23 protein-coding genes are annotated in these 16,016 nt (G+C 60.9%); 22 read left to right on the top strand and 1 reads right to left on the bottom strand.

Annotated features, from left to right (window positions below):
• Positions 1 to 55: 55 nt before the first annotated feature.
• Entirely contained in the window at positions 56 to 583 is a 528-nt protein-coding gene (locus tag ABJZ52_RS02780) for a helix-turn-helix transcriptional regulator (protein ID WP_348191578.1), read from the bottom strand.
• 149 nt (positions 584 to 732) lie between these two features.
• Here ABJZ52_RS02780 and ABJZ52_RS02785 point away from each other — a divergent pair, with 149 nt between their 5' ends.
• The 22 genes from ABJZ52_RS02785 (at position 733) to ABJZ52_RS02890 (ending at position 15,802) form a co-directional block, all read left to right on the top strand.
• Entirely contained in the window at positions 733 to 1,044 is a 312-nt protein-coding gene (locus tag ABJZ52_RS02785; RefSeq protein WP_348191575.1) for a helix-turn-helix transcriptional regulator, read from the top strand.
• A 443-nt stretch (positions 1,045 to 1,487) separates the two neighbouring features.
• A complete protein-coding gene (locus tag ABJZ52_RS02790) occupies positions 1,488 to 1,871 on the top strand; it encodes a hypothetical protein (RefSeq protein ID WP_348191572.1) in 384 nt (127 codons plus the stop codon).
• On the top strand, positions 1,871 to 2,698 hold the full coding sequence (locus ABJZ52_RS02795; RefSeq protein WP_348191570.1) for a ParB N-terminal domain-containing protein: 828 nt from the start codon (positions 1,871 to 1,873) through the stop codon (positions 2,696 to 2,698). Before ABJZ52_RS02790 ends, ABJZ52_RS02795 begins: the two co-directional genes overlap by 1 nt.
• Positions 2,695 to 3,186 (top strand): hypothetical protein, encoded by a 492-nt coding sequence (locus tag ABJZ52_RS02800; protein ID WP_348191568.1) that lies wholly within the window; start codon positions 2,695 to 2,697, stop codon positions 3,184 to 3,186. Before ABJZ52_RS02795 ends, ABJZ52_RS02800 begins: the two co-directional genes overlap by 4 nt.
• Positions 3,183 to 5,273, top strand: coding sequence for a transposase domain-containing protein (locus ABJZ52_RS02805; RefSeq protein ID WP_348191566.1), 2,091 nt, complete (start codon positions 3,183 to 3,185; stop codon positions 5,271 to 5,273). The genes ABJZ52_RS02800 and ABJZ52_RS02805 overlap by 4 nt, the downstream gene beginning before the upstream one ends.
• Positions 5,274 to 5,309: 36 nt before the next feature.
• Entirely contained in the window at positions 5,310 to 6,380 is a 1,071-nt protein-coding gene (locus tag ABJZ52_RS02810) for an AAA family ATPase (RefSeq protein WP_348191563.1), read from the top strand.
• On the top strand, positions 6,377 to 6,700 hold the full coding sequence (locus ABJZ52_RS02815) for a hypothetical protein (RefSeq protein WP_348191561.1): 324 nt from the start codon (positions 6,377 to 6,379) through the stop codon (positions 6,698 to 6,700). The genes ABJZ52_RS02810 and ABJZ52_RS02815 overlap by 4 nt, the downstream gene beginning before the upstream one ends.
• Positions 6,697 to 7,062: a hypothetical protein gene (locus tag ABJZ52_RS02820; protein WP_348191560.1), complete on the top strand. Its 366-nt coding sequence runs from the start codon at positions 6,697 to 6,699 to the stop codon at positions 7,060 to 7,062. The genes ABJZ52_RS02815 and ABJZ52_RS02820 overlap by 4 nt, the downstream gene beginning before the upstream one ends.
• Before the next feature lies 1 nt (position 7,063).
• Positions 7,064 to 7,729, top strand: coding sequence for a DUF3164 family protein (locus ABJZ52_RS02825; protein WP_348191557.1), 666 nt, complete (start codon positions 7,064 to 7,066; stop codon positions 7,727 to 7,729).
• 18 nt (positions 7,730 to 7,747) lie between these two features.
• Positions 7,748 to 7,978, top strand: coding sequence for an antitoxin Xre/MbcA/ParS toxin-binding domain-containing protein (locus ABJZ52_RS02830; RefSeq protein WP_348191556.1), 231 nt, complete (start codon positions 7,748 to 7,750; stop codon positions 7,976 to 7,978).
• A 1-nt stretch (position 7,979) separates the two neighbouring features.
• On the top strand, positions 7,980 to 8,285 hold the full coding sequence (locus ABJZ52_RS02835; RefSeq protein WP_348191554.1) for a hypothetical protein: 306 nt from the start codon (positions 7,980 to 7,982) through the stop codon (positions 8,283 to 8,285).
• A gap of 5 nt (positions 8,286 to 8,290) precedes the next feature.
• Entirely contained in the window at positions 8,291 to 8,929 is a 639-nt protein-coding gene (locus ABJZ52_RS02840; RefSeq protein WP_348191551.1) for a regulatory protein GemA, read from the top strand.
• 5 nt (positions 8,930 to 8,934) lie between these two features.
• Positions 8,935 to 9,318: a transposase family protein gene (locus ABJZ52_RS02845; protein ID WP_348191548.1), complete on the top strand. Its 384-nt coding sequence runs from the start codon at positions 8,935 to 8,937 to the stop codon at positions 9,316 to 9,318.
• An 85-nt stretch (positions 9,319 to 9,403) separates the two neighbouring features.
• Positions 9,404 to 10,129, top strand: a complete 726-nt coding sequence (locus tag ABJZ52_RS02850; protein ID WP_348191545.1) for a TIGR02594 family protein — start codon at positions 9,404 to 9,406, stop codon at positions 10,127 to 10,129.
• A gap of 20 nt (positions 10,130 to 10,149) precedes the next feature.
• The gene (locus ABJZ52_RS02855; RefSeq protein ID WP_348191543.1) at positions 10,150 to 10,359 is read left to right on the top strand and encodes a hypothetical protein; all 210 of its coding nucleotides are present in this window, start codon (positions 10,150 to 10,152) and stop codon (positions 10,357 to 10,359) included.
• Positions 10,360 to 10,375: 16 nt separating this feature from the next.
• On the top strand, positions 10,376 to 10,651 hold the full coding sequence (locus tag ABJZ52_RS02860; protein ID WP_348191540.1) for a hypothetical protein: 276 nt from the start codon (positions 10,376 to 10,378) through the stop codon (positions 10,649 to 10,651).
• A gap of 165 nt (positions 10,652 to 10,816) precedes the next feature.
• Entirely contained in the window at positions 10,817 to 11,140 is a 324-nt protein-coding gene (locus ABJZ52_RS02865; protein ID WP_289034384.1) for a DUF2730 family protein, read from the top strand.
• Positions 11,137 to 11,436 carry a hypothetical protein gene (locus tag ABJZ52_RS02870; RefSeq protein ID WP_348191536.1) on the top strand — a complete coding sequence of 100 codons (300 nt, stop codon included), beginning with the start codon at positions 11,137 to 11,139 and terminating at the stop codon, positions 11,434 to 11,436. The genes ABJZ52_RS02865 and ABJZ52_RS02870 overlap by 4 nt, the downstream gene beginning before the upstream one ends.
• A gap of 13 nt (positions 11,437 to 11,449) precedes the next feature.
• The gene (locus ABJZ52_RS02875) at positions 11,450 to 12,079 is read left to right on the top strand and encodes a phage protein Gp27 family protein (protein WP_348191534.1); all 630 of its coding nucleotides are present in this window, start codon (positions 11,450 to 11,452) and stop codon (positions 12,077 to 12,079) included.
• Complete coding sequence (locus ABJZ52_RS02880) at positions 12,076 to 13,437, top strand: terminase family protein (protein WP_348191532.1); 1,362 nt, start codon at positions 12,076 to 12,078, stop codon at positions 13,435 to 13,437. The genes ABJZ52_RS02875 and ABJZ52_RS02880 overlap by 4 nt, the downstream gene beginning before the upstream one ends.
• Positions 13,437 to 15,017 (top strand): DUF935 domain-containing protein, encoded by a 1,581-nt coding sequence (locus tag ABJZ52_RS02885; protein ID WP_348191530.1) that lies wholly within the window; start codon positions 13,437 to 13,439, stop codon positions 15,015 to 15,017. Before ABJZ52_RS02880 ends, ABJZ52_RS02885 begins: the two co-directional genes overlap by 1 nt.
• 2 nt (positions 15,018 to 15,019) lie before the next feature.
• A complete protein-coding gene (locus ABJZ52_RS02890) occupies positions 15,020 to 15,802 on the top strand; it encodes a phage minor head protein (protein ID WP_348191528.1) in 783 nt (260 codons plus the stop codon).
• Positions 15,803 to 16,016 lie beyond the last annotated feature (214 nt).

Below are 16,016 nucleotides of genomic sequence, written 5' to 3' on the forward strand. Positions count from 1 at the left end.
CTATTTAAAAAGTAGTAATAATTGCAATGTTAAAAATTGCAATCTCTGATCAACATCAGCCCGAACGTTTGCCGGAGCCTGGCGCGTTTTGGGCCTCTTCCAGATCCTGTGAAATCCGAAGCTGCAGCCAGGGGAATAGCGCCCTAAGCTCGCTCTCATCGGCAGGGTTTCTGGCAGCTGCCACCAACTCATTGTAGCGGGACACCGTCTCGGCCAGATGCGCATCAGAAGGCAGCATCACACCCTTCGCCTTGTGGCTCTCGTGAACCAGCTTTCCAGTTGCCTTGAAGACCGCGGGCTGGACGGCCGGATCCCCATTGCCATCGGGAGTAGGCGGGCCACCATCCAGGAACATTGAGCCTTCGGCGGCTACGATCCATGTGATGTTGACGTTGTATTTGAGAAAATAGCTAGCAAGCACATTTGCATCGGGCACTCGATCACCGCGCTCATAGTTTGCGAGAGACTTGTCGCTGATCCCTAATTCATTCGCAAATTCATCGCGTTGAGGATCACCAACGGCTTTCCGGACATCTCGAAGACGCCTTCCAAGTTCCGTTTTGATGATCTCTGGTCGTGCCAAATGAACCTCATAAAGCACATTCGGGGTTTACAAAGCCCCATTTGTGCCTTATCTAAAATTGTAGCAGGCAGCACATGCAGCCCGCGATTGCGTTTTCACCTCGACATAGGCCGTCTGTTTTTACAGGCCGGCACCGCCGGAGATATCCGATGACCGGAAAACTATGGGATAAACACGCCATCAAAGCCGAATTGCATCGTCAGGGCATGACCCTGACGGCTCTCGCAGAGCGAGAAGGCATTAATCCCAAATCATTCCGGGGTGTCTGGGCAAGAACCCATCGCAAGGCAGAAGCAGCCTTGGCCAGGTTTCTTGGCGAACCGGTCGAGGTTCTCTTTCCGGACCGTTACCCCATTCGAACATCCCGCATTCTGTCTACCAAATACGAAGCCGAGTCTGCTAGCCCGAAGAAGTGCTCTGAGTGCTCCTCTTCTGGCACCGCGGCAACCAAGGCCGCGTAGGGTGGCCCGCCCCCATGATACGGCAAGCCCGGTTTCGGACGTAGCGGCTCCACCAGAATTTGCAGCGTCCAACCGATTTTGCCCGTCCCACCGGTTCCATGCAACGCCGAAACCCGCTGTCCAATTCGACATGCCGGATGCGATGCATCATCCGTTTCAAGGGACAGGCCGCAAGACTGCGCATTGGCGAGAAACCGCCTTCTTGCTCGGAGCGATCGGCTGCGGCTTGCTATCGGTTCTTATCGCAACGTCCCATCTGATCCAGGCAGCGAACCAATGAGTGCGCTTCTGTCCCTCAGGGTTTCGCTCTGGTCCGGTTTTCTCGAACTGGTTTCCCCCAGGTTTGGGCTCAGTATCTCGTATCCGCCCGCTGTGGGGGACCAGCGCGCCTGTTCTCTTCCGACGCCGAACAGGCGCGCTGACTTCACTAGGGGAGGTTTTCGATGCTGAACCTCCATGATCAGCAAGAGATCCTGAACGCAGTGTTCTTTGCCTGTGTTTCGGCGACCCGCAACGGCTTCCCGCATCTCAGTGTCGATGCGGTGATCGAGCCACCTCATGACTGGTTCGATGCAGCGCTCGCACGACAAGTCGTGCTGCACCTGATGATCACCGAGTTCAACATTCCAAAGCGACGCGTCGTAGAGATGCAGGAGCGCTCCCGTGAGGCGGTTAACCGGGCACTGAGCACCGTGAACGCGCGGCTTGAGTGCGCCGTCTTCGCAGCTCACTACGGCCAGATCGCCGAGACCGCCGACATGCTGTTCAAGTTCCAGTTGGAACCAGACCTCACCTGTCCCGCTTCACTGAATTTGGGGGCCGCGTAATGGCCGAGTTCAAGTCCCTTCCACTTTCAAAAATTATTGTCGCTGACCGCCTGCGAGAGGTCGAAGAAGATCATGCGCTGGTGATCGCCGGATCAATTGCCGAATACGGCCTGATGAACCCGATCACGGTTCGGGCAACGCCCCGCGCCAAAGGGGGTAGCTATACCCTTGTGGCTGGTGCTCATCGCCTACGCGCTGCAGAACTCCTGGCCCTGGAGACCATCGACTGCGTTGTCCTCAAAGCGGACCAACCCGAAGCCCAGCTTCTCGAGGTCAGCGAGAACCTTCACCGTAACGAACTGTCTGTGATAGACCGCGCGGTCTTTGTTCTGAAGTACCGGGAACTTTGGGAAGCCAGAAATGGCGAGATCAAAACAATCTCGGCGCGCGACCCGTTGGGACAAGTTGTCCCTACGGATGGACCATCCTTCTCGGAGTACACCGCCAAGCGGCTTGGCCTGCACCCGAAGACCATTAAGCGCCTCAACCAGATCTCGCAGCATCTCCATGCGGATCTGAGAACCGCCGTGCGAGGCACAGCTGTTGCCGACAACCAGTCAGCGCTGCTGAAGCTGGCGAAGATGGAGCCAGCCAAACAGAAACAGGCAGCCCTGGCATTCGAGCAAGAGCCGGATCTCAGGCAAGTGCTTGCTGCGATCGATGATCGCCCAAAGCCAACGCGGCCTGACCTTCAGACGCAGGCCTTTGGCGCTCTGGTTGCGGCGTGGGATCAGGCGAGCGAGCTGACCAAAGCCCGGTTTCTCGACCACATCGGCATCAGGAACGCCCTGATGAATGAGGCCTCCATGCCTGAGGCGGCCGAATGACCCACAATCCCAACAAGCCTCATCCCGATCAGTTCGACCTCTTCCAGGAAGCTCTGTTTCCAGTTCGGGTGGCCACCACAACCATCGATCTCGATCGTTTCCGCTCGAAGATCAAACGCGCCATGGCACAGGCCATTCGAGACTGTCCCCATGACCGCCCGGTGATTGCCGCGCGTATGGCGCAATATCTCGGCCTGCCAAACCTCTCCAAGGCAACGCTTGATGCCTATACCGCCGAGAGCAAAGCCAGCCACGACATTTCCCTGGTGCGATTCAAGGCCTTTGTCCGGGCCACCGGGGCCAACTGGCTCTGGGACATGATTGTCTCCGAAGATGGTCTGCTGGTTCTTGAAGGCGACGAAGCGCGCCTGGCTGAGATCGCACGGCTCCAACAGGAGCAAAAGGATCTGGTCAAACAGCTCAAGACGCTCCGCTCGGTGCCCGTGGTGATCAAACGGCACAAGTCCGGGGGGAGGAGCACCTCATGATCAGCTGGTTCTCCCTCTCCGAGCTTGCCGCAGCCCATCTGCCGGATCTTCCGCAGACCCGTCAGGGACTGGAGGCAGTGGCGAAGGCTGAGGGCTGGAGGGACAACCCGCTTTATGCCCGCAAGCGCAAGGGGCGCGGTGGCGGTCTCGAATATCACATCGCCTTGCTGCCACGGCCTGCCCAATTGCGGCTGACCATCATCAGCGAGCCTGCCTCAGACGACCAAGACAAGAATGCCCTAAGGCGCCGGAAGGATCTCTGGAAGCGCTATGACGCGCTTTCAGACACAAATAAATCCTTGTGTAAGGACCGTTTGAACGCGCTTCAGGAGGTTGAGGAACTGAAGGCTGCAGGCCTGACCCAGACGGCGGCCATGCGCATGGCGGCAAAACGGGCAGGAATTGCCACCGCCACGCTTTATGCCTGGCTTGGCCAGATCCAGGGCAAGGCGCGTGAGGATTGGCTGGCCGCCCTTGCACCCAGATCCTCAACCTCCAGATCTTCAGGTTCCGAAACCAGCGACCGGGCCGAGTGCCATCCGGATGCCTGGGACACCTTCAAGTCGGACTACCTGCGTCCGGAGCAACCCTCCCTGTCGGCCTGCTATCGGCGGGTGGTGTCTGCGGCAAAGGAACATGACTGGGGCAAGATCCCCTCGGAACGCTCCCTGCGTCGGCGTCTCGATGCAGAAGTTCCCCGTGCCGTCCAGGTTCTGGCGCGCGAGGGCCGGGACAAGGCCAAGGCGCTTTACCCGCCGCAGCGCAGAACCCGCCATCACCTTCACGCCATGGAAGCGGTCAACATGGACGGCCACAAGCTGGACGTCTTTGCGCGCATGCCAAATGGCGACATCATCCGCCCCTGTCTCGTGGCCCTGCAGGATCTTTATTCCGGCAAATTCGTCTCCTGGCGATTGGCAGAATCCGAAAACAAGGAAACCGTGCGTTTGACCATTGGCGACATGGTCGAGCACTATGGCATTCCCGACAAGATCACCCTCGACAATGGCCGCGCCTTTGCCTCCAAGTGGATCACGGGCGGGGCAAAGACCCGCTACCGTTTCAAGGTGCGCGAAGAAGACCCGCGCGGGCTTCTGGTGGCCCTCGGCATAGACCTCTCCTGGACCAAGCCATTTTCCGGCCAATCCAAGCCGATCGAACGGGCGTTCCGCGATCTCACCGACGATATTGCAAGGCATCCCGCCTGTGCCGGTGCCTATACGGGCAACAGCCCGGATGCCAAGCCAGAGAACTACGCCAGCCGGGCCGTTGCCTTCGAAGACCTCAAGCTCCACGTCGATGGCCAAATCCACGAGCACAATCTGCGCGCTGGCCGGAAGGCTGCCACCTGCGCCGGACGCTCGTTCGAGGAGACTTTCGAAGCGAGCCTCGCCGATCCGGCAACGATCGTGCGCTGGCCAACCAATGCCCAGCGAGCCTTGTGGCTGCTGGCGTCCGAAGCCTTCAAGGCGCGCAAGGGCAATGGTGAGATCCATCTTTATGGCAACCGCTTCTGGCACCCAGCGCTGACCGCTCATGCGGGCAAGCGCGTCATCATTCGCTTTGATCCCGACCATCTGACCCGGCCTCTCAAGGTCTACGACCTGACCAATGCGCTGATCTGCGAGGCGGACTGCGTGGCCGACACTGGCTTTCATGATGTCGATGCTGCCCGCGTCCATGAACGCTCGCGCAGCGCCTGGACCAAGGCCGTCAATCAGGAGCGCCGCACACATGCAGCGCTCAGCGCTGCCCAGCTGGCAGATATCTACGCCAAGGGCGCCCCGAAGGACGCGCCCGGGCAAGCTTCTGAAGATGCATCTTCCGAGCACAAAACACCCAACATTCCAAGATTGGTACCGGAGCTGAACATCCGGACCGCTGTGCACAGACCGCCATCAGACGAGGGCGCCCAGGATGAAGCTGTCGAATACAGTTTTGCCCGGGCGCTCAAGCTGGTGCGTGGTTCCGGCTCCATCGACCACATCAATGACCCGGCTTTTGATCCGGAAAGCGATCAATCGTCAGACGAAGCATCCAATCAAGTTGAGCCGAATAGTCTTGCGTACGGTTCCCAAAAACCATGACCGGACACGGTCCGGCGAACGTTAAGGGACCAGTTGATGAATACACATTCCCCAGTTTCCGGGGGCAGCTCCCCGGATGTTGCCAGGTCTGGCGCTGCCCCCTTCCGCAAAACCAGCTGGGAGCGTCCGGTCACCGGCCCGGACCTCGGCACGAACCGCACAACCCATGACATCGACCTTTGGTGGGGCCTTGTTGACCGGGTGATCGAGGTCGCTCGCTCAAATGGCTGGTCCATGGGCGAAGTTGCCCGCCGGATCGGCATGCCAAGCGGCACGTTCTCGACGTGGTACTCAGGCAAATACTCCGGGCGACTGGACAACCAGAACCTGGCTGTCGGCAAATGGCTGGATGCCATTGAGGAACAGGCAGACATCTGTTCGCAGATCCCGGTCTCACCCGGCTTCATGAAGATGCAGATGTCACAGGAGATCATCGAAACGCTCTCATGGGCGCAGATGACCTCCGACCTTGTCATGATCACGCAAGGGGCCGGCACCGGCAAAACCGAGGCCTGCCGCCACTATTGCGCCACCCGCCCGCACGCTTATCTGGCCACCGTCTCGCCGCAGACCAAGACCGTCCATGGCATGCTGGTGGAACTGGCTGCAGAACTGGACGTCATGGAGCACAATCCGGCCAAGCTCACCCGCGCCATCGGCCGCAAGCTGCAGCGCATTGGCAACGGGTCGCTTCTGATCGTCGATGAGGCGCAGAACCTGGTCGATGACGCCATCAACCAGCTCAGGCACTTTGTCGATGTTCACAAGTGCGGTGTGGCCCTTGTCGGCAACAACGAAGTCTACGGACGTTTCACCAAGAAGAACGACGGGCCGTCCTATGCCCAGCTGAAAAGCCGTCTTGGCAAAAGGCTCAAGCGCGAAAAACCACGGGTGAGCGATCTTCGCACCTTCATCTCCGGCTGGAATGTCAGCGACCCCGATTGCATCAAGCTTCTGATCGGCATCGGCATGAAGGGCGGCGCCCTGCGCCAGATCGACAAGACCATGAAGCTGGCCACGATGATTGCCATGGGCAATGGCGAGACCCTAAAGGTCGGGCACATCCAGGCAGCCTGGAAGAACCGGGATGTGGAGGACGTGACATGAGCGTAGTGCCCATCGGACAGCTGAGCGCCAGTCTCAATGCCTTTCATGAGGATTTTCTCAGTGCAGGCAAGGCAGGAGATCCCTTGCCTGCCCGCCAGATGCTGGTTCTGGCCCGGACCTTCGCGCTTCTGTTCAAGATCGCCAAGAACCTGGAAGCAGAAGTTGCCATCCACCGCCTGAATGCATCGGTGGACAAGAGCCGCGGCATTCTGGAAGGCGCCAGCCAGGAGGTCATGGAACAGCTGGTGCTGGAGAGCGATGGCAAGGTTATCCGCCCGAACTTCAGGCAAAGCCAAAGCTCACAAAAGGACCGGTCATGAGCGGCTGGTCCAAGCGCGATCTCGCCTTTGCCCTCGGCCTTCGGGCTCTGGGCGAAGATTATGACCGGATCGCCTACCTCTTGCACCGCGAGGCCGACGATGTGCGCGCGGTGGTCTTCAAGGCCAGATGCCTGTGCCAGACCGAAGGCTGGCTCTGCACTCTTCTCGACCGGCACGACGGACGTCAGAAACTGCCCGTCGACCTGCCGCAGTCAAAGACCTGGCTGCCGCGCAAGTTCACCGTGCCGCCAGTGGTGGATCACGCAAAGCGGCCTGGCACGGCAGAGATCACAGCGACCCTGATGGGCGACCCGATACCGGGCCGCTCTGCCCTTGATCAATCCCGGCAGATGGAGACCTGACATGGAAACGACAAAAGATTGCAACGCGGCCCCAACGGTTGAGGCAGGCGTTCTCACCGTGGCCGGCAAGAGCTACATGGAAGACAACCAAGGCAAACTGGTCCCTCTTGAGCTCGTCCGGCCTTCAGACAAGCTCGAAGACGAGATGGTGCGCAAGATCATCGGTTTCGCGGAAGATCTCTCGGCGCAGATCGCCCGGTTCCGGGGCCATACCATCACGGACCTTGGTGAGTTCGATGCCCTGCTCCAACAGCACTACGGCCTGACCCGAGGCGGCAAGAAAGGCAACCGGACCTATCAGAGCCTGGACCGGTGCATGAAAGTCAGTGTCCAGGTGGCAGACTTTATCGACTTCGGTCCGCAGCTCCAGATTGCCAAGGGTCTGATTGATGAATGCCTGAATGAGTGGTCAGCTGACAGCCCGGCAGAAATTCGGGCCATTGTGACACGGGCGTTCAACACGGATCGGGAGGGCCAGATCAACCGGTCGGAGATCTTCATGCTGCTCAGGCTGGAGATCGAGGATGATCGCTGGCTGAAGGCGATGGACGCCATTCGCGATGCCATGCGGATCACCGGATCAAAGACCTATGTCCGGTTCCACAAGCGCGAAACGCCTGATGGAAAATGGCAGCCGATCTCGATTGATCTGGCAAAAGTTGGCTGACTGGAAGGGAGGAATGTGATGACGGAGAACAACGACGAGGGAACACTGTTCTGGAACCACGTGCGGGCGGTCGGACAACGGCTGGAACGGCATTTCAGGCCCGAAAAGGCGATGGAGTGGTTCAACCTGCCCCATCCGGAGCTCGGCAATGAGGCACCGGCCACTCTGGTCGCAGAAGGACGCACCGAAGACGTCCTGGCCCTGATCGACCGCATGGACCAGATCAACGTCAGAGATCAGGGCGCGTGAGATGCCGCGCCTTGTCACCTTGGACGCAGCGCCGGTCAACACTGGCGCAGCCTTGCGCGAGCAGCGGGATGCGCTGCTGCGCGAGGCCGACCGGCACCGCTACCGGCTCCACCGGATGCCCGATCTCAGAGATGATCTGAAACGGGTCACGACCGAGCTCCTGCGCCAGGAGTTGGCCGCTTCGAAGCGGCTCACACTGCATGCCGGGCCGCATCCCACTCCGCATCCTGAACCCCATCCCAAACCTCTGGGTGATGCGGGAGCCGTTGGCGGACAGTTCAGAACCTGCATTCCCTACAAGGACTGAGACCCATGAGCGCGATTGCCAGGATCCACATCAGAAAAAAGCAACTCGGACTGGACGACGACACCTACCGGGCCATGCTTGAGCGTGTGACCGGCAAGACGTCCTCAGCCAATATGGACAGCACGGAGCACCGGAAAGTTCTTGCAGAAATGAACCGGCTGAGCGGCGCCACCACGGCCAGCGGGCGTTACGCGCCCGTGCTGCAGGCGCTCTGGAAAGCCGGATATAATCTCGGTGTCATTGATGACCGCTCGGACAAGGCCATGACGGCTTTTGTTCAACGCCAGACCGGTCTGGATCACACGCGCTTCCTGCATCACGGCGAAGATGCCGCTTCCGCGATCGAAGGCCTGAAGGGCTGGATCCGGGGAGCTACAGGCAACAGTGACCTGTTCCGCAAGCGGTCGGGACGGCCAGCGCTTTTGAACAATCCCCGGTTCCAGGTCGCCCTGACCCAGTGGTCGCAACTGGACAGTCTGGACGCATTGCCTGCCGCTTCTCTTATCGACTTCGTGGGCAATGCCACCGGGCAGCAGGAGCTCGCCACCTTGACCAAAGCCGACTGGGTTCTCGTCATGAACAGGCTTGGCAGATTGCTGCGCCAGGCCCGAGAGAAGATCGCGGCCCGGACAGAAGAGGCCTGACCGCCATGTCTTCCTCCCCGTCTTCGGCGACATGTCCTGCCCATCTCCAGCCCTTTGTCGATCTCCTGGGCGAAGACGATGCAATCAGCTTCCTGCTCGAGTTCGGCGGCGGGCCTGTCTATCTGTCGCAGAACCCGACCAGCGGATCTTCCATTGCTGCGATCATCGGCCGGGATAAGGCCATTGCTCTTGCCAAGGAGCTCGGTCCGGGGTCTATTCGTGTGCCACAAGGCAAGCCGTGGATCGCCGAACGGCTGCGCGCCAAAGGCACCAGCGTCCTGGCAATCGCCCGGCGCCTCAAGCTGAAAGACGACACGGTTCGCCGCTGGCTCAATGGCCGGACCGATACGCGCCAGGGCCTTTTGTTCTCCGACCTGAAACACGGCTGACAGTCTTGAGACCCTCACGCGGGGGACCGGCAAAGCCCTGACCTCTCCGCCATGGTGAAGCTCCCATCCGCGGAGTGTTCGGCCTGTGACCACATCCTTCGATAAAGACCTCTTGAAGTCCGTTCAAACCCGTCTTCAAACCCTTGGCTGGTACACTGGCCCGATCGATGGCGACGCCGGCCCATCCACCCGCAGCGCCATGACCGGCTTCAAGCTCGCCAGTGGCTTGCGGGCGCGTCCCTATCCCGGCCCGATCACATTGGGCAAGCTCTTCGCCGGGACCGCAGAACGGCGAGCTGTTCCTGCACCATCGTCTGAAGACAAGCCGGCCTGGCTCCTGGAAGCCGAGCGCCTGAAGGGCGTCGCGGAGGTTGCCGGCCGTGAGAGCAATCCGGTCATTCTCAATTGGGCCGAAGGTCTCCACCTGGACTATGCCGGCGACGACATTCCCTGGTGCGGGCTCTTCGTCGCGCATTGCATGCGCATCGGCGCTCCCGATGCGCCCTTGCCCTCAAATGTTCTGGGGGCCCGCAACTGGCAGCAGTTCGGACGGCGGGTGGACCCGGAAATCGGCGCGATCCTCGTCTTCTGGCGCGGCTCGAAGTCGGGCTGGAAGGGCCATGTCGGCTTTTACGTCGGCGAGGATGCCAATTGTTATTTCGTGCTGGGCGGCAACCAGTCCGATGCGGTCACCATCGCGCGGATCTCCAAGAACCGGCTGCTCAGTGCGCGGATCCCCGAAGGCGTTTCCCCCTCGCGCAAGACGGTTCAACTGACCAGTGCCGCAGCTCTCTCCACCAACGAAGCATGAGGCCAGATAGGACATCTGATATGGACATCACAAAATCCCCCCTTCTCTCCAAAGGTGTCTGGGGCGGTGCGATCGCCCTGATTGCCACCGCCGCGAGTTTCTTCTTCGGCATCGAGGTTTCCGGAGAAGACCAGAGCGCCCTTTTGGACCTTGGCCTTCAGGTTGTCGCCGCCGGCGGATCGATCCTGGCGATCATCGGGCGGCTCGTTGCCAAGACACGGCTGACGTAAACGCCGGAATCCGCTCATGACCTGGCTCGCCATCGCCTCGCAGATTGTTGCGGTTGTCCGCCTGCTTCTGAGCCAGGTGGAAGGCCGCCGGGCGGAAGCGGCCAGGCAGCACCAGAAATCTGTCGGGCGGCAAGAAGCCCTTTTGGAGGCTCTCAAGGATGTCCAGAAATTCCTCGATGACGCAGCGCTTGCGCGCGAGCGTGCTCTGCGTGATCTCAGCCACGATCCTGACAGCCTGCACGCTGACGACGGGTTCAAAAGATCAGCCCCCGACCCCGACACCCAAACCTGATCCGTCCCTGATCACGGTCAATGGCACGAGGCCAGCTGCATGCTTTGCCTTTGTCCCCCTCAGCTGGTCGGAAGACGACACCGACCAGACCATCACCGAGGTCAAGGCCAACAATGCGGTCTGGAAACGGATCTGCCGCCAGGAGCCTGATGAGGAGGGTCCGTGATGGATGCCGGGTTCTTCAAGGAATGGGCCGGGCTGATCGCCATTCTGATCTCGCTGCTGGCGACGATCTATGCCTGGCTGACCTCCAAGGCCAAGGTGAATGCTGAGCACCTGAAGTCCGTCGACAAGATGCTGATGAACCAGGACAAGCGGCTCAGCCATGTGGAGACCGAACTGACCCATCTTCCGGCCAAGGATGATGTCACCGAGCTGAAGCTCTCCCTGGCCGAACTGCGTGGCACCGTTGGCCGCCTGGATGAGACTGTCTCTTCAGTCGGGCGCACCGTTCACCGCATTGATGATTACCTTCGGGAGGCCAGATGAACGACTTCGATGCCTATCTGACAGAAGATGCCCGTCTGGTGATCCTGAAGGCGCTGCACCTGGAAGCCGATGGCCGGCTGCATGACAATGCGCTGGTCGTCGCCCTCGACACCTATGGCCACCGCCGCTCAAGGGACTGGGTCCGGACCCAGCTTCGCAAGCTGGCAGATCTCCAGGCGCTGCACATCCGCGAGGCCGGCACCGTGATGGTCGCCGAGATCCGCCAGGCCGGTGTCGACCATCTCGAGCTTCGCGGCCGGATCGAGGGCGTTGCCCTTCCCTCCAGAAGCTCCTGATCGGAGCCCTGCCATGACCGTTCCCGATCCCAAGACCCGCAAAGGCCGTGGCCGCCTGTCGTCCATCGACCTCTTGCCGCCCGAAGCCGACGGCGCCATCCAGTGGGCCGTCGAGCAGCTGGCCGAACGCCAGCGGACGCAAGGAGACATCCTGTTTGAGTTCAATGACCGTCTGGAGGCAATCGGCTGCGAACGGATCTCCTCCTCCAGCTTCAATCGCTATTCGACCCGACGCGCCGCCACCCTGCGCAAGCTGGCAGAAACCCGGGAGATCGCAGCAGCCGTTGCCGAGACCCTGGGCCCCGAGCGCGGCGACGATGTCACTGTCATGATCGTGCAGCTCCTGAAAGAGACCATTCATGCGGCGATCGAGGGCGGCGGCATCGGCACCAAGGGCGTCATGGAACTGGCGCGCGCACTGCAGTCCGCTGTCTCGGCGCAACGGCTGTCGGCAGACGGTCGCCGCGCGCTCCAAACCGAAACCCGCGCCCGGCTGGAAAAGGCAACCCAAGTGGCTGCAGATGGCATCGCCGCCAGTTCGCCGGAGATCGATGGCGAGGCTGTCCTCAAAAAGATCCGCGAAGAGGTCTATGGCATTTTCGAAAGCCAAACACAGGATCAGACGAAGGCGGACCCCGAATGAGAGCCGCGGTTCCTCTTTATGGCTATCAGCAAAACTGGCTGCTGGACAAAAGCCGGTTCAAGATCGGCATGTTCGCCCGCCAGACCGGCAAGACCTTCACCACCACCCTGGAAGTGGTCGACGATTGTTTCGAAGCCGCCGTTCGGGAAAAGCGCCAGCGCTGGGTGATCCTGTCGCGCGGTGAGCGCCAGGCGCGCGAGGCGATGGACGAAGGCGTCAAGCTTCATGCCGCCGCCTATAACATGAGCTTCGAAGCGCAGGAGTATGACTGGCAGGGTCAGGAGGGATCCTACCGCGCTCTGGAAGTCACCCTGCCGCATGGCTCCAAGATCACCGCCCTGCCCGCCAATCCAGACACCGCCCGCGGCTTCTCTGCCAATGTGTTCCTGGACGAGTTCGCCTTCCACAAGGACAGCGCGGCGATCTGGAAGGCGCTGTTCCCGGTGATCTCCAATGGCTGGAAACTCCGGGTGACCTCGACGCCCAACGGCAAGGGCAACAAGTTCTATGAGCTGATGACTGCCGAGGGCACCGCCTGGTCGAAGCATCACGTCGACATTTACCAGGCCGTCGCCGGAGGTCTGCCGCGCGACATCGACGAACTCCGCGAGGGGCTCGCCGATGAAGACGCCTGGGCGCAGGAATACGAACTGAAGTGGCTGGACGAGGCCAGCGCCTGGCTGTCCTACGATCTGATCTCATCCGTCGAGGATGATGAGGCCGGAGATCCGGACGGCTACCAGGGCGGCATCTGTTACGTCGGCCGGGATATTGGCCGGCGCCAGGATCTCCATGTCATCTGGGTCTGGGAACAGATCGGCGATGTCTTGTGGGAGCGCGAGCGGGTGGAACAGAAACGCGCCACTTTCCGCTCCATGGACGCCGAGTTCGACCGCGTCATGCAGAGCTACCGGGTGGCCCGTGCGTGCATCGACCAGACCGGCATGGGCGAGAAGGTGGTCGAGGACGCCATCCTCAAACACGGCAGCCGGGTCGAGGGCGTGCTCTTTACCCCCGGCAACAAGCTGATCATGGCAACCAGCGCCAAGGACCGGTTCGAGGACCGAACCGTGCGCATCACCATGGGCGATACGAAGCTGCGCTCGGATCTGCACAAGCTCCGCAAAGTCTCCTCGCCAACCGGAGCTCCCCGCTTTGTCGCCGAGCGGGACGATGATCATGCCGACAGGACCTGGGCGGCGTTCCTTGGCATTCATGCGGCCGACAATGGCGGGGCTGAATACGACTACATCCCGGTGCCGGCACCACTCAGCCGGTTTGAGGAACCAGCCGGAACACTGGATGAGGATGCCCCATTCCGCATGGCCGGCACCCGGCGATCGAAAGGAATCTTCTGATGGTCAAGAAGCCGAGACTTGTGGATCCTTACGGCCGGCCGATCTCCACAGCAGCTCTCAAGACAGAGCAGGCAGCCCCTGATCTCAGATCCATTCGCCGATCCGATGCGATGCATCCGGCCTCCGGTCTGACGCCAGGACGGCTGGCGTCCATCTTGAGGAACAGCATCGAGGGCGACCCGGAGCGCTATCTGGCACTGGCCGAGGATATGGAAGAGCGCAACGAGCATTATGCCGGTGTGCTGGGGATCCGAAAGCGCCAGGTCGCCGGTCTGGAGATCACCGTCGATGCGGCCAGCGATGCTGCGGAAGATGTCGAGGCTGCAGACCTGGTGCGCGAGGTCACCGACCGGGATCAGTTCCGCGATGAGATCGTCGACATCCTGGATGCCCTTGGCAAAGGCTTTTCCGCCACGGAAATCCTCTGGGACACGTCGGAAGGCCAGTGGCGACCGAAAGCCTTCAAGTGGCGTGATCCGCGCTGGTTCCGCTTTGACGATGAGGACGGCGAGACGCTGCTCTTGCGCGCGCCGGGTCAAGACGAGCCCCTCAAACCCTATGGCTGGATCACCCATGCAGCCAAGGCAAAGTCCGGGCTTCCAATCCGGGGCGGTCTGGCGCGGGGCGCAGCCTGGTCCTTCCTCTTCAAGTCCTTCTCCCTGAAAGACTGGGCGATCTTCGTTGAAGCCTATGGCCAGCCTTTGAGGCTTGGCAAATACGGCGCCGGCGCCAGCGAGGCGGACAAGGACAAGCTGCTGCGCGCCGTTGCCAACATCGGCACGGACTTCGCAGCCGTTGTTCCAGAAAGCATGGCGATCGAGTTCATTGAGGCCAGCCTTACCGGATCGCATGAGCTTTATGAAAAGCGTGCCGACTGGCTGGACCGGCAGGTCTCCAAACTGGTGCTGGGCCAGACGGCAACAACCGATGCCATTGCCGGCGGCCATGCGGTGGGCCGGGTTCACGATGAAGTCCGCGCCGACATTGAGGATGCAGATGCCCGGCAGTGTGCTGCGACCCTGAACCGGGACCTGGTGCGGGCGCTCATCGATCTCAACTTCGGACCCAGACGCGCCTATCCAAAGATCTCGATCGGGCGGCCGGATGAGATCGACACGGACGCCCTGGTCAAGAATGTGGTGGCCTTGGTGCCGATGGGATTGAAGGTCGGCATGTCGACCATGCGCGATCATCTGGGATTGCCTGATCCTGATCCCGATGAAGAACTGCTTGGGCTGCAAGCAGGAAGTTCCGCGCCCGAAGATCAGGATCAGAAAGATCCTTCTACGCAGACGAGCGCACTGCGGACAGTCACGGCCGGGGCACAAGTGTTGCGCCCGGACGATGCAGTCGACCGGGCGGTGGACGCCATCCTGGACGATCATGGCTGGGAACCGCTGATCGGGCCGGTGATCGAAGGCCTGGATGAAGAGCTGGCCGGAGCCGAAAGCCTGGAGGATGCAAAGGCGATCCTTGAGCGGCGGATCGAGGCACTTGGAGTGACAGCCTTTGCCGACACGCTGGCCCGGCTCAGCTTTGCCGCGCGCCTTGCTGGTGAAACCGATGAGGATGTCAGCTGAGCATGGTCGACTTTCTGCCCCTGCCGCCGCGCGAGGCGATCCGCGCGCTGAATGCGCGGGGCAAGGTCTTGTCACCGACGTTTGCCTGGCAGGACGTCTATGCGGATGATCACGCGGCCATGTTCACCGTCGCCAAGTCCGCCGGGCATGACATTCTTCAGGACATCTGGAACGCGCTTCTAACCGCCCTTGAACAAGGCGAGACCTTCGACACCTTCTCCCGTCACCCGAAACCGCTCCTGGTCCGAAAGGGCTGGTGGGGCGAAGCGATTGAGCTCGATCCGCAAACCGGGGAAGAGGTGCGTGTCCGGCTCGGATCCTTGCGGCGACTTCGCACAATCTTCGATGTGAACATGCGGGTGTCTTATGCGACCGGGCACTGGGCTCACTTCGAGCGGCTGAAGGTGGTGCGGCCCTTTCTGCGCTATGTGGCGGTTCAGGATGGGCTGACACGGCCCGAGCACCAGAAGCTTCACAATCTGGTGCTGCCGGTCGATGATCCGTTCTGGGATGTGTTTGCGCCGCCGAACGGCTGGAACTGCCGGTGTACTCTGCAGAGCCTGTCGGAGCGGGATATCGCTCGGTTGCAGGCAGCCGGTGAGGTGCTGCGGTTTGATGCGCCGGTGGTGACCATGCGGGTCTGGACGAACAAGCGGACCGGGGAAGTTCGCCAGGTGCCGGACGGCGTTGATCCCGGGTGGGATTACAATCCGGGCAAGGCGGGGCACGCGGAGACGGTGCGGCGGCTTGAGGCGGAGAATGGGGTGGAACTTAGAGGGGCGTGAAAAACGGCCGTGGAGCGCGATGGAGCGGTTCAGGGCATCGTCGGCGCGGAAAAATGCTAGCGGGCGTTCTTGGGTGTTTTAAGGCGGGTCAAATTTGATGGTGGAGGATGGTTGGGTGCAAAGATCTTTTCGAATTGGAATTTCTATTCCCGACCCAGGACTGTCATTCGCTGTCTGTGCGAAACCTTAGACAGCTCTTTTCAACAGAACAGAT

This window comes from Roseibium sp., assembly GCF_039982295.1.
Classification (GTDB): domain Bacteria; phylum Pseudomonadota; class Alphaproteobacteria; order Rhizobiales; family Stappiaceae; genus Roseibium.

What these genes read in the sequence shown, in the direction of transcription:
- ABJZ52_RS02785 (WP_348191575.1), top strand. Translation starts at nt 733, where the DNA reads ATGACCGGAAAACTATGGGATAAACACGCCATCAAAGCCGAATTGCAT.
- ABJZ52_RS02790 (WP_348191572.1), top strand. Translation starts at nt 1,488, where the DNA reads ATGCTGAACCTCCATGATCAGCAAGAGATCCTGAACGCAGTGTTCTTT.
- ABJZ52_RS02795 (WP_348191570.1), top strand. Translation starts at nt 1,871, where the DNA reads ATGGCCGAGTTCAAGTCCCTTCCACTTTCAAAAATTATTGTCGCTGAC.
- ABJZ52_RS02800 (WP_348191568.1), top strand. Translation starts at nt 2,695, where the DNA reads ATGACCCACAATCCCAACAAGCCTCATCCCGATCAGTTCGACCTCTTC.
- ABJZ52_RS02805 (WP_348191566.1), top strand. Translation starts at nt 3,183, where the DNA reads ATGATCAGCTGGTTCTCCCTCTCCGAGCTTGCCGCAGCCCATCTGCCG.
- ABJZ52_RS02810 (WP_348191563.1), top strand. Translation starts at nt 5,310, where the DNA reads ATGAATACACATTCCCCAGTTTCCGGGGGCAGCTCCCCGGATGTTGCC.
- ABJZ52_RS02815 (WP_348191561.1), top strand. Translation starts at nt 6,377, where the DNA reads ATGAGCGTAGTGCCCATCGGACAGCTGAGCGCCAGTCTCAATGCCTTT.
- ABJZ52_RS02820 (WP_348191560.1), top strand. Translation starts at nt 6,697, where the DNA reads ATGAGCGGCTGGTCCAAGCGCGATCTCGCCTTTGCCCTCGGCCTTCGG.
- ABJZ52_RS02825 (WP_348191557.1), top strand. Translation starts at nt 7,064, where the DNA reads ATGGAAACGACAAAAGATTGCAACGCGGCCCCAACGGTTGAGGCAGGC.
- ABJZ52_RS02830 (WP_348191556.1), top strand. Translation starts at nt 7,748, where the DNA reads ATGACGGAGAACAACGACGAGGGAACACTGTTCTGGAACCACGTGCGG.
- ABJZ52_RS02835 (WP_348191554.1), top strand. Translation starts at nt 7,980, where the DNA reads ATGCCGCGCCTTGTCACCTTGGACGCAGCGCCGGTCAACACTGGCGCA.
- ABJZ52_RS02840 (WP_348191551.1), top strand. Translation starts at nt 8,291, where the DNA reads ATGAGCGCGATTGCCAGGATCCACATCAGAAAAAAGCAACTCGGACTG.
- ABJZ52_RS02845 (WP_348191548.1), top strand. Translation starts at nt 8,935, where the DNA reads ATGTCTTCCTCCCCGTCTTCGGCGACATGTCCTGCCCATCTCCAGCCC.
- ABJZ52_RS02855 (WP_348191543.1), top strand. Translation starts at nt 10,150, where the DNA reads ATGGACATCACAAAATCCCCCCTTCTCTCCAAAGGTGTCTGGGGCGGT.
- ABJZ52_RS02860 (WP_348191540.1), top strand. Translation starts at nt 10,376, where the DNA reads ATGACCTGGCTCGCCATCGCCTCGCAGATTGTTGCGGTTGTCCGCCTG.
- ABJZ52_RS02865 (WP_289034384.1), top strand. Translation starts at nt 10,817, where the DNA reads ATGGATGCCGGGTTCTTCAAGGAATGGGCCGGGCTGATCGCCATTCTG.
- ABJZ52_RS02870 (WP_348191536.1), top strand. Translation starts at nt 11,137, where the DNA reads ATGAACGACTTCGATGCCTATCTGACAGAAGATGCCCGTCTGGTGATC.
- ABJZ52_RS02875 (WP_348191534.1), top strand. Translation starts at nt 11,450, where the DNA reads ATGACCGTTCCCGATCCCAAGACCCGCAAAGGCCGTGGCCGCCTGTCG.
- ABJZ52_RS02880 (WP_348191532.1), top strand. Translation starts at nt 12,076, where the DNA reads ATGAGAGCCGCGGTTCCTCTTTATGGCTATCAGCAAAACTGGCTGCTG.
- ABJZ52_RS02885 (WP_348191530.1), top strand. Translation starts at nt 13,437, where the DNA reads ATGGTCAAGAAGCCGAGACTTGTGGATCCTTACGGCCGGCCGATCTCC.
- ABJZ52_RS02890 (WP_348191528.1), top strand. Translation starts at nt 15,020, where the DNA reads ATGGTCGACTTTCTGCCCCTGCCGCCGCGCGAGGCGATCCGCGCGCTG.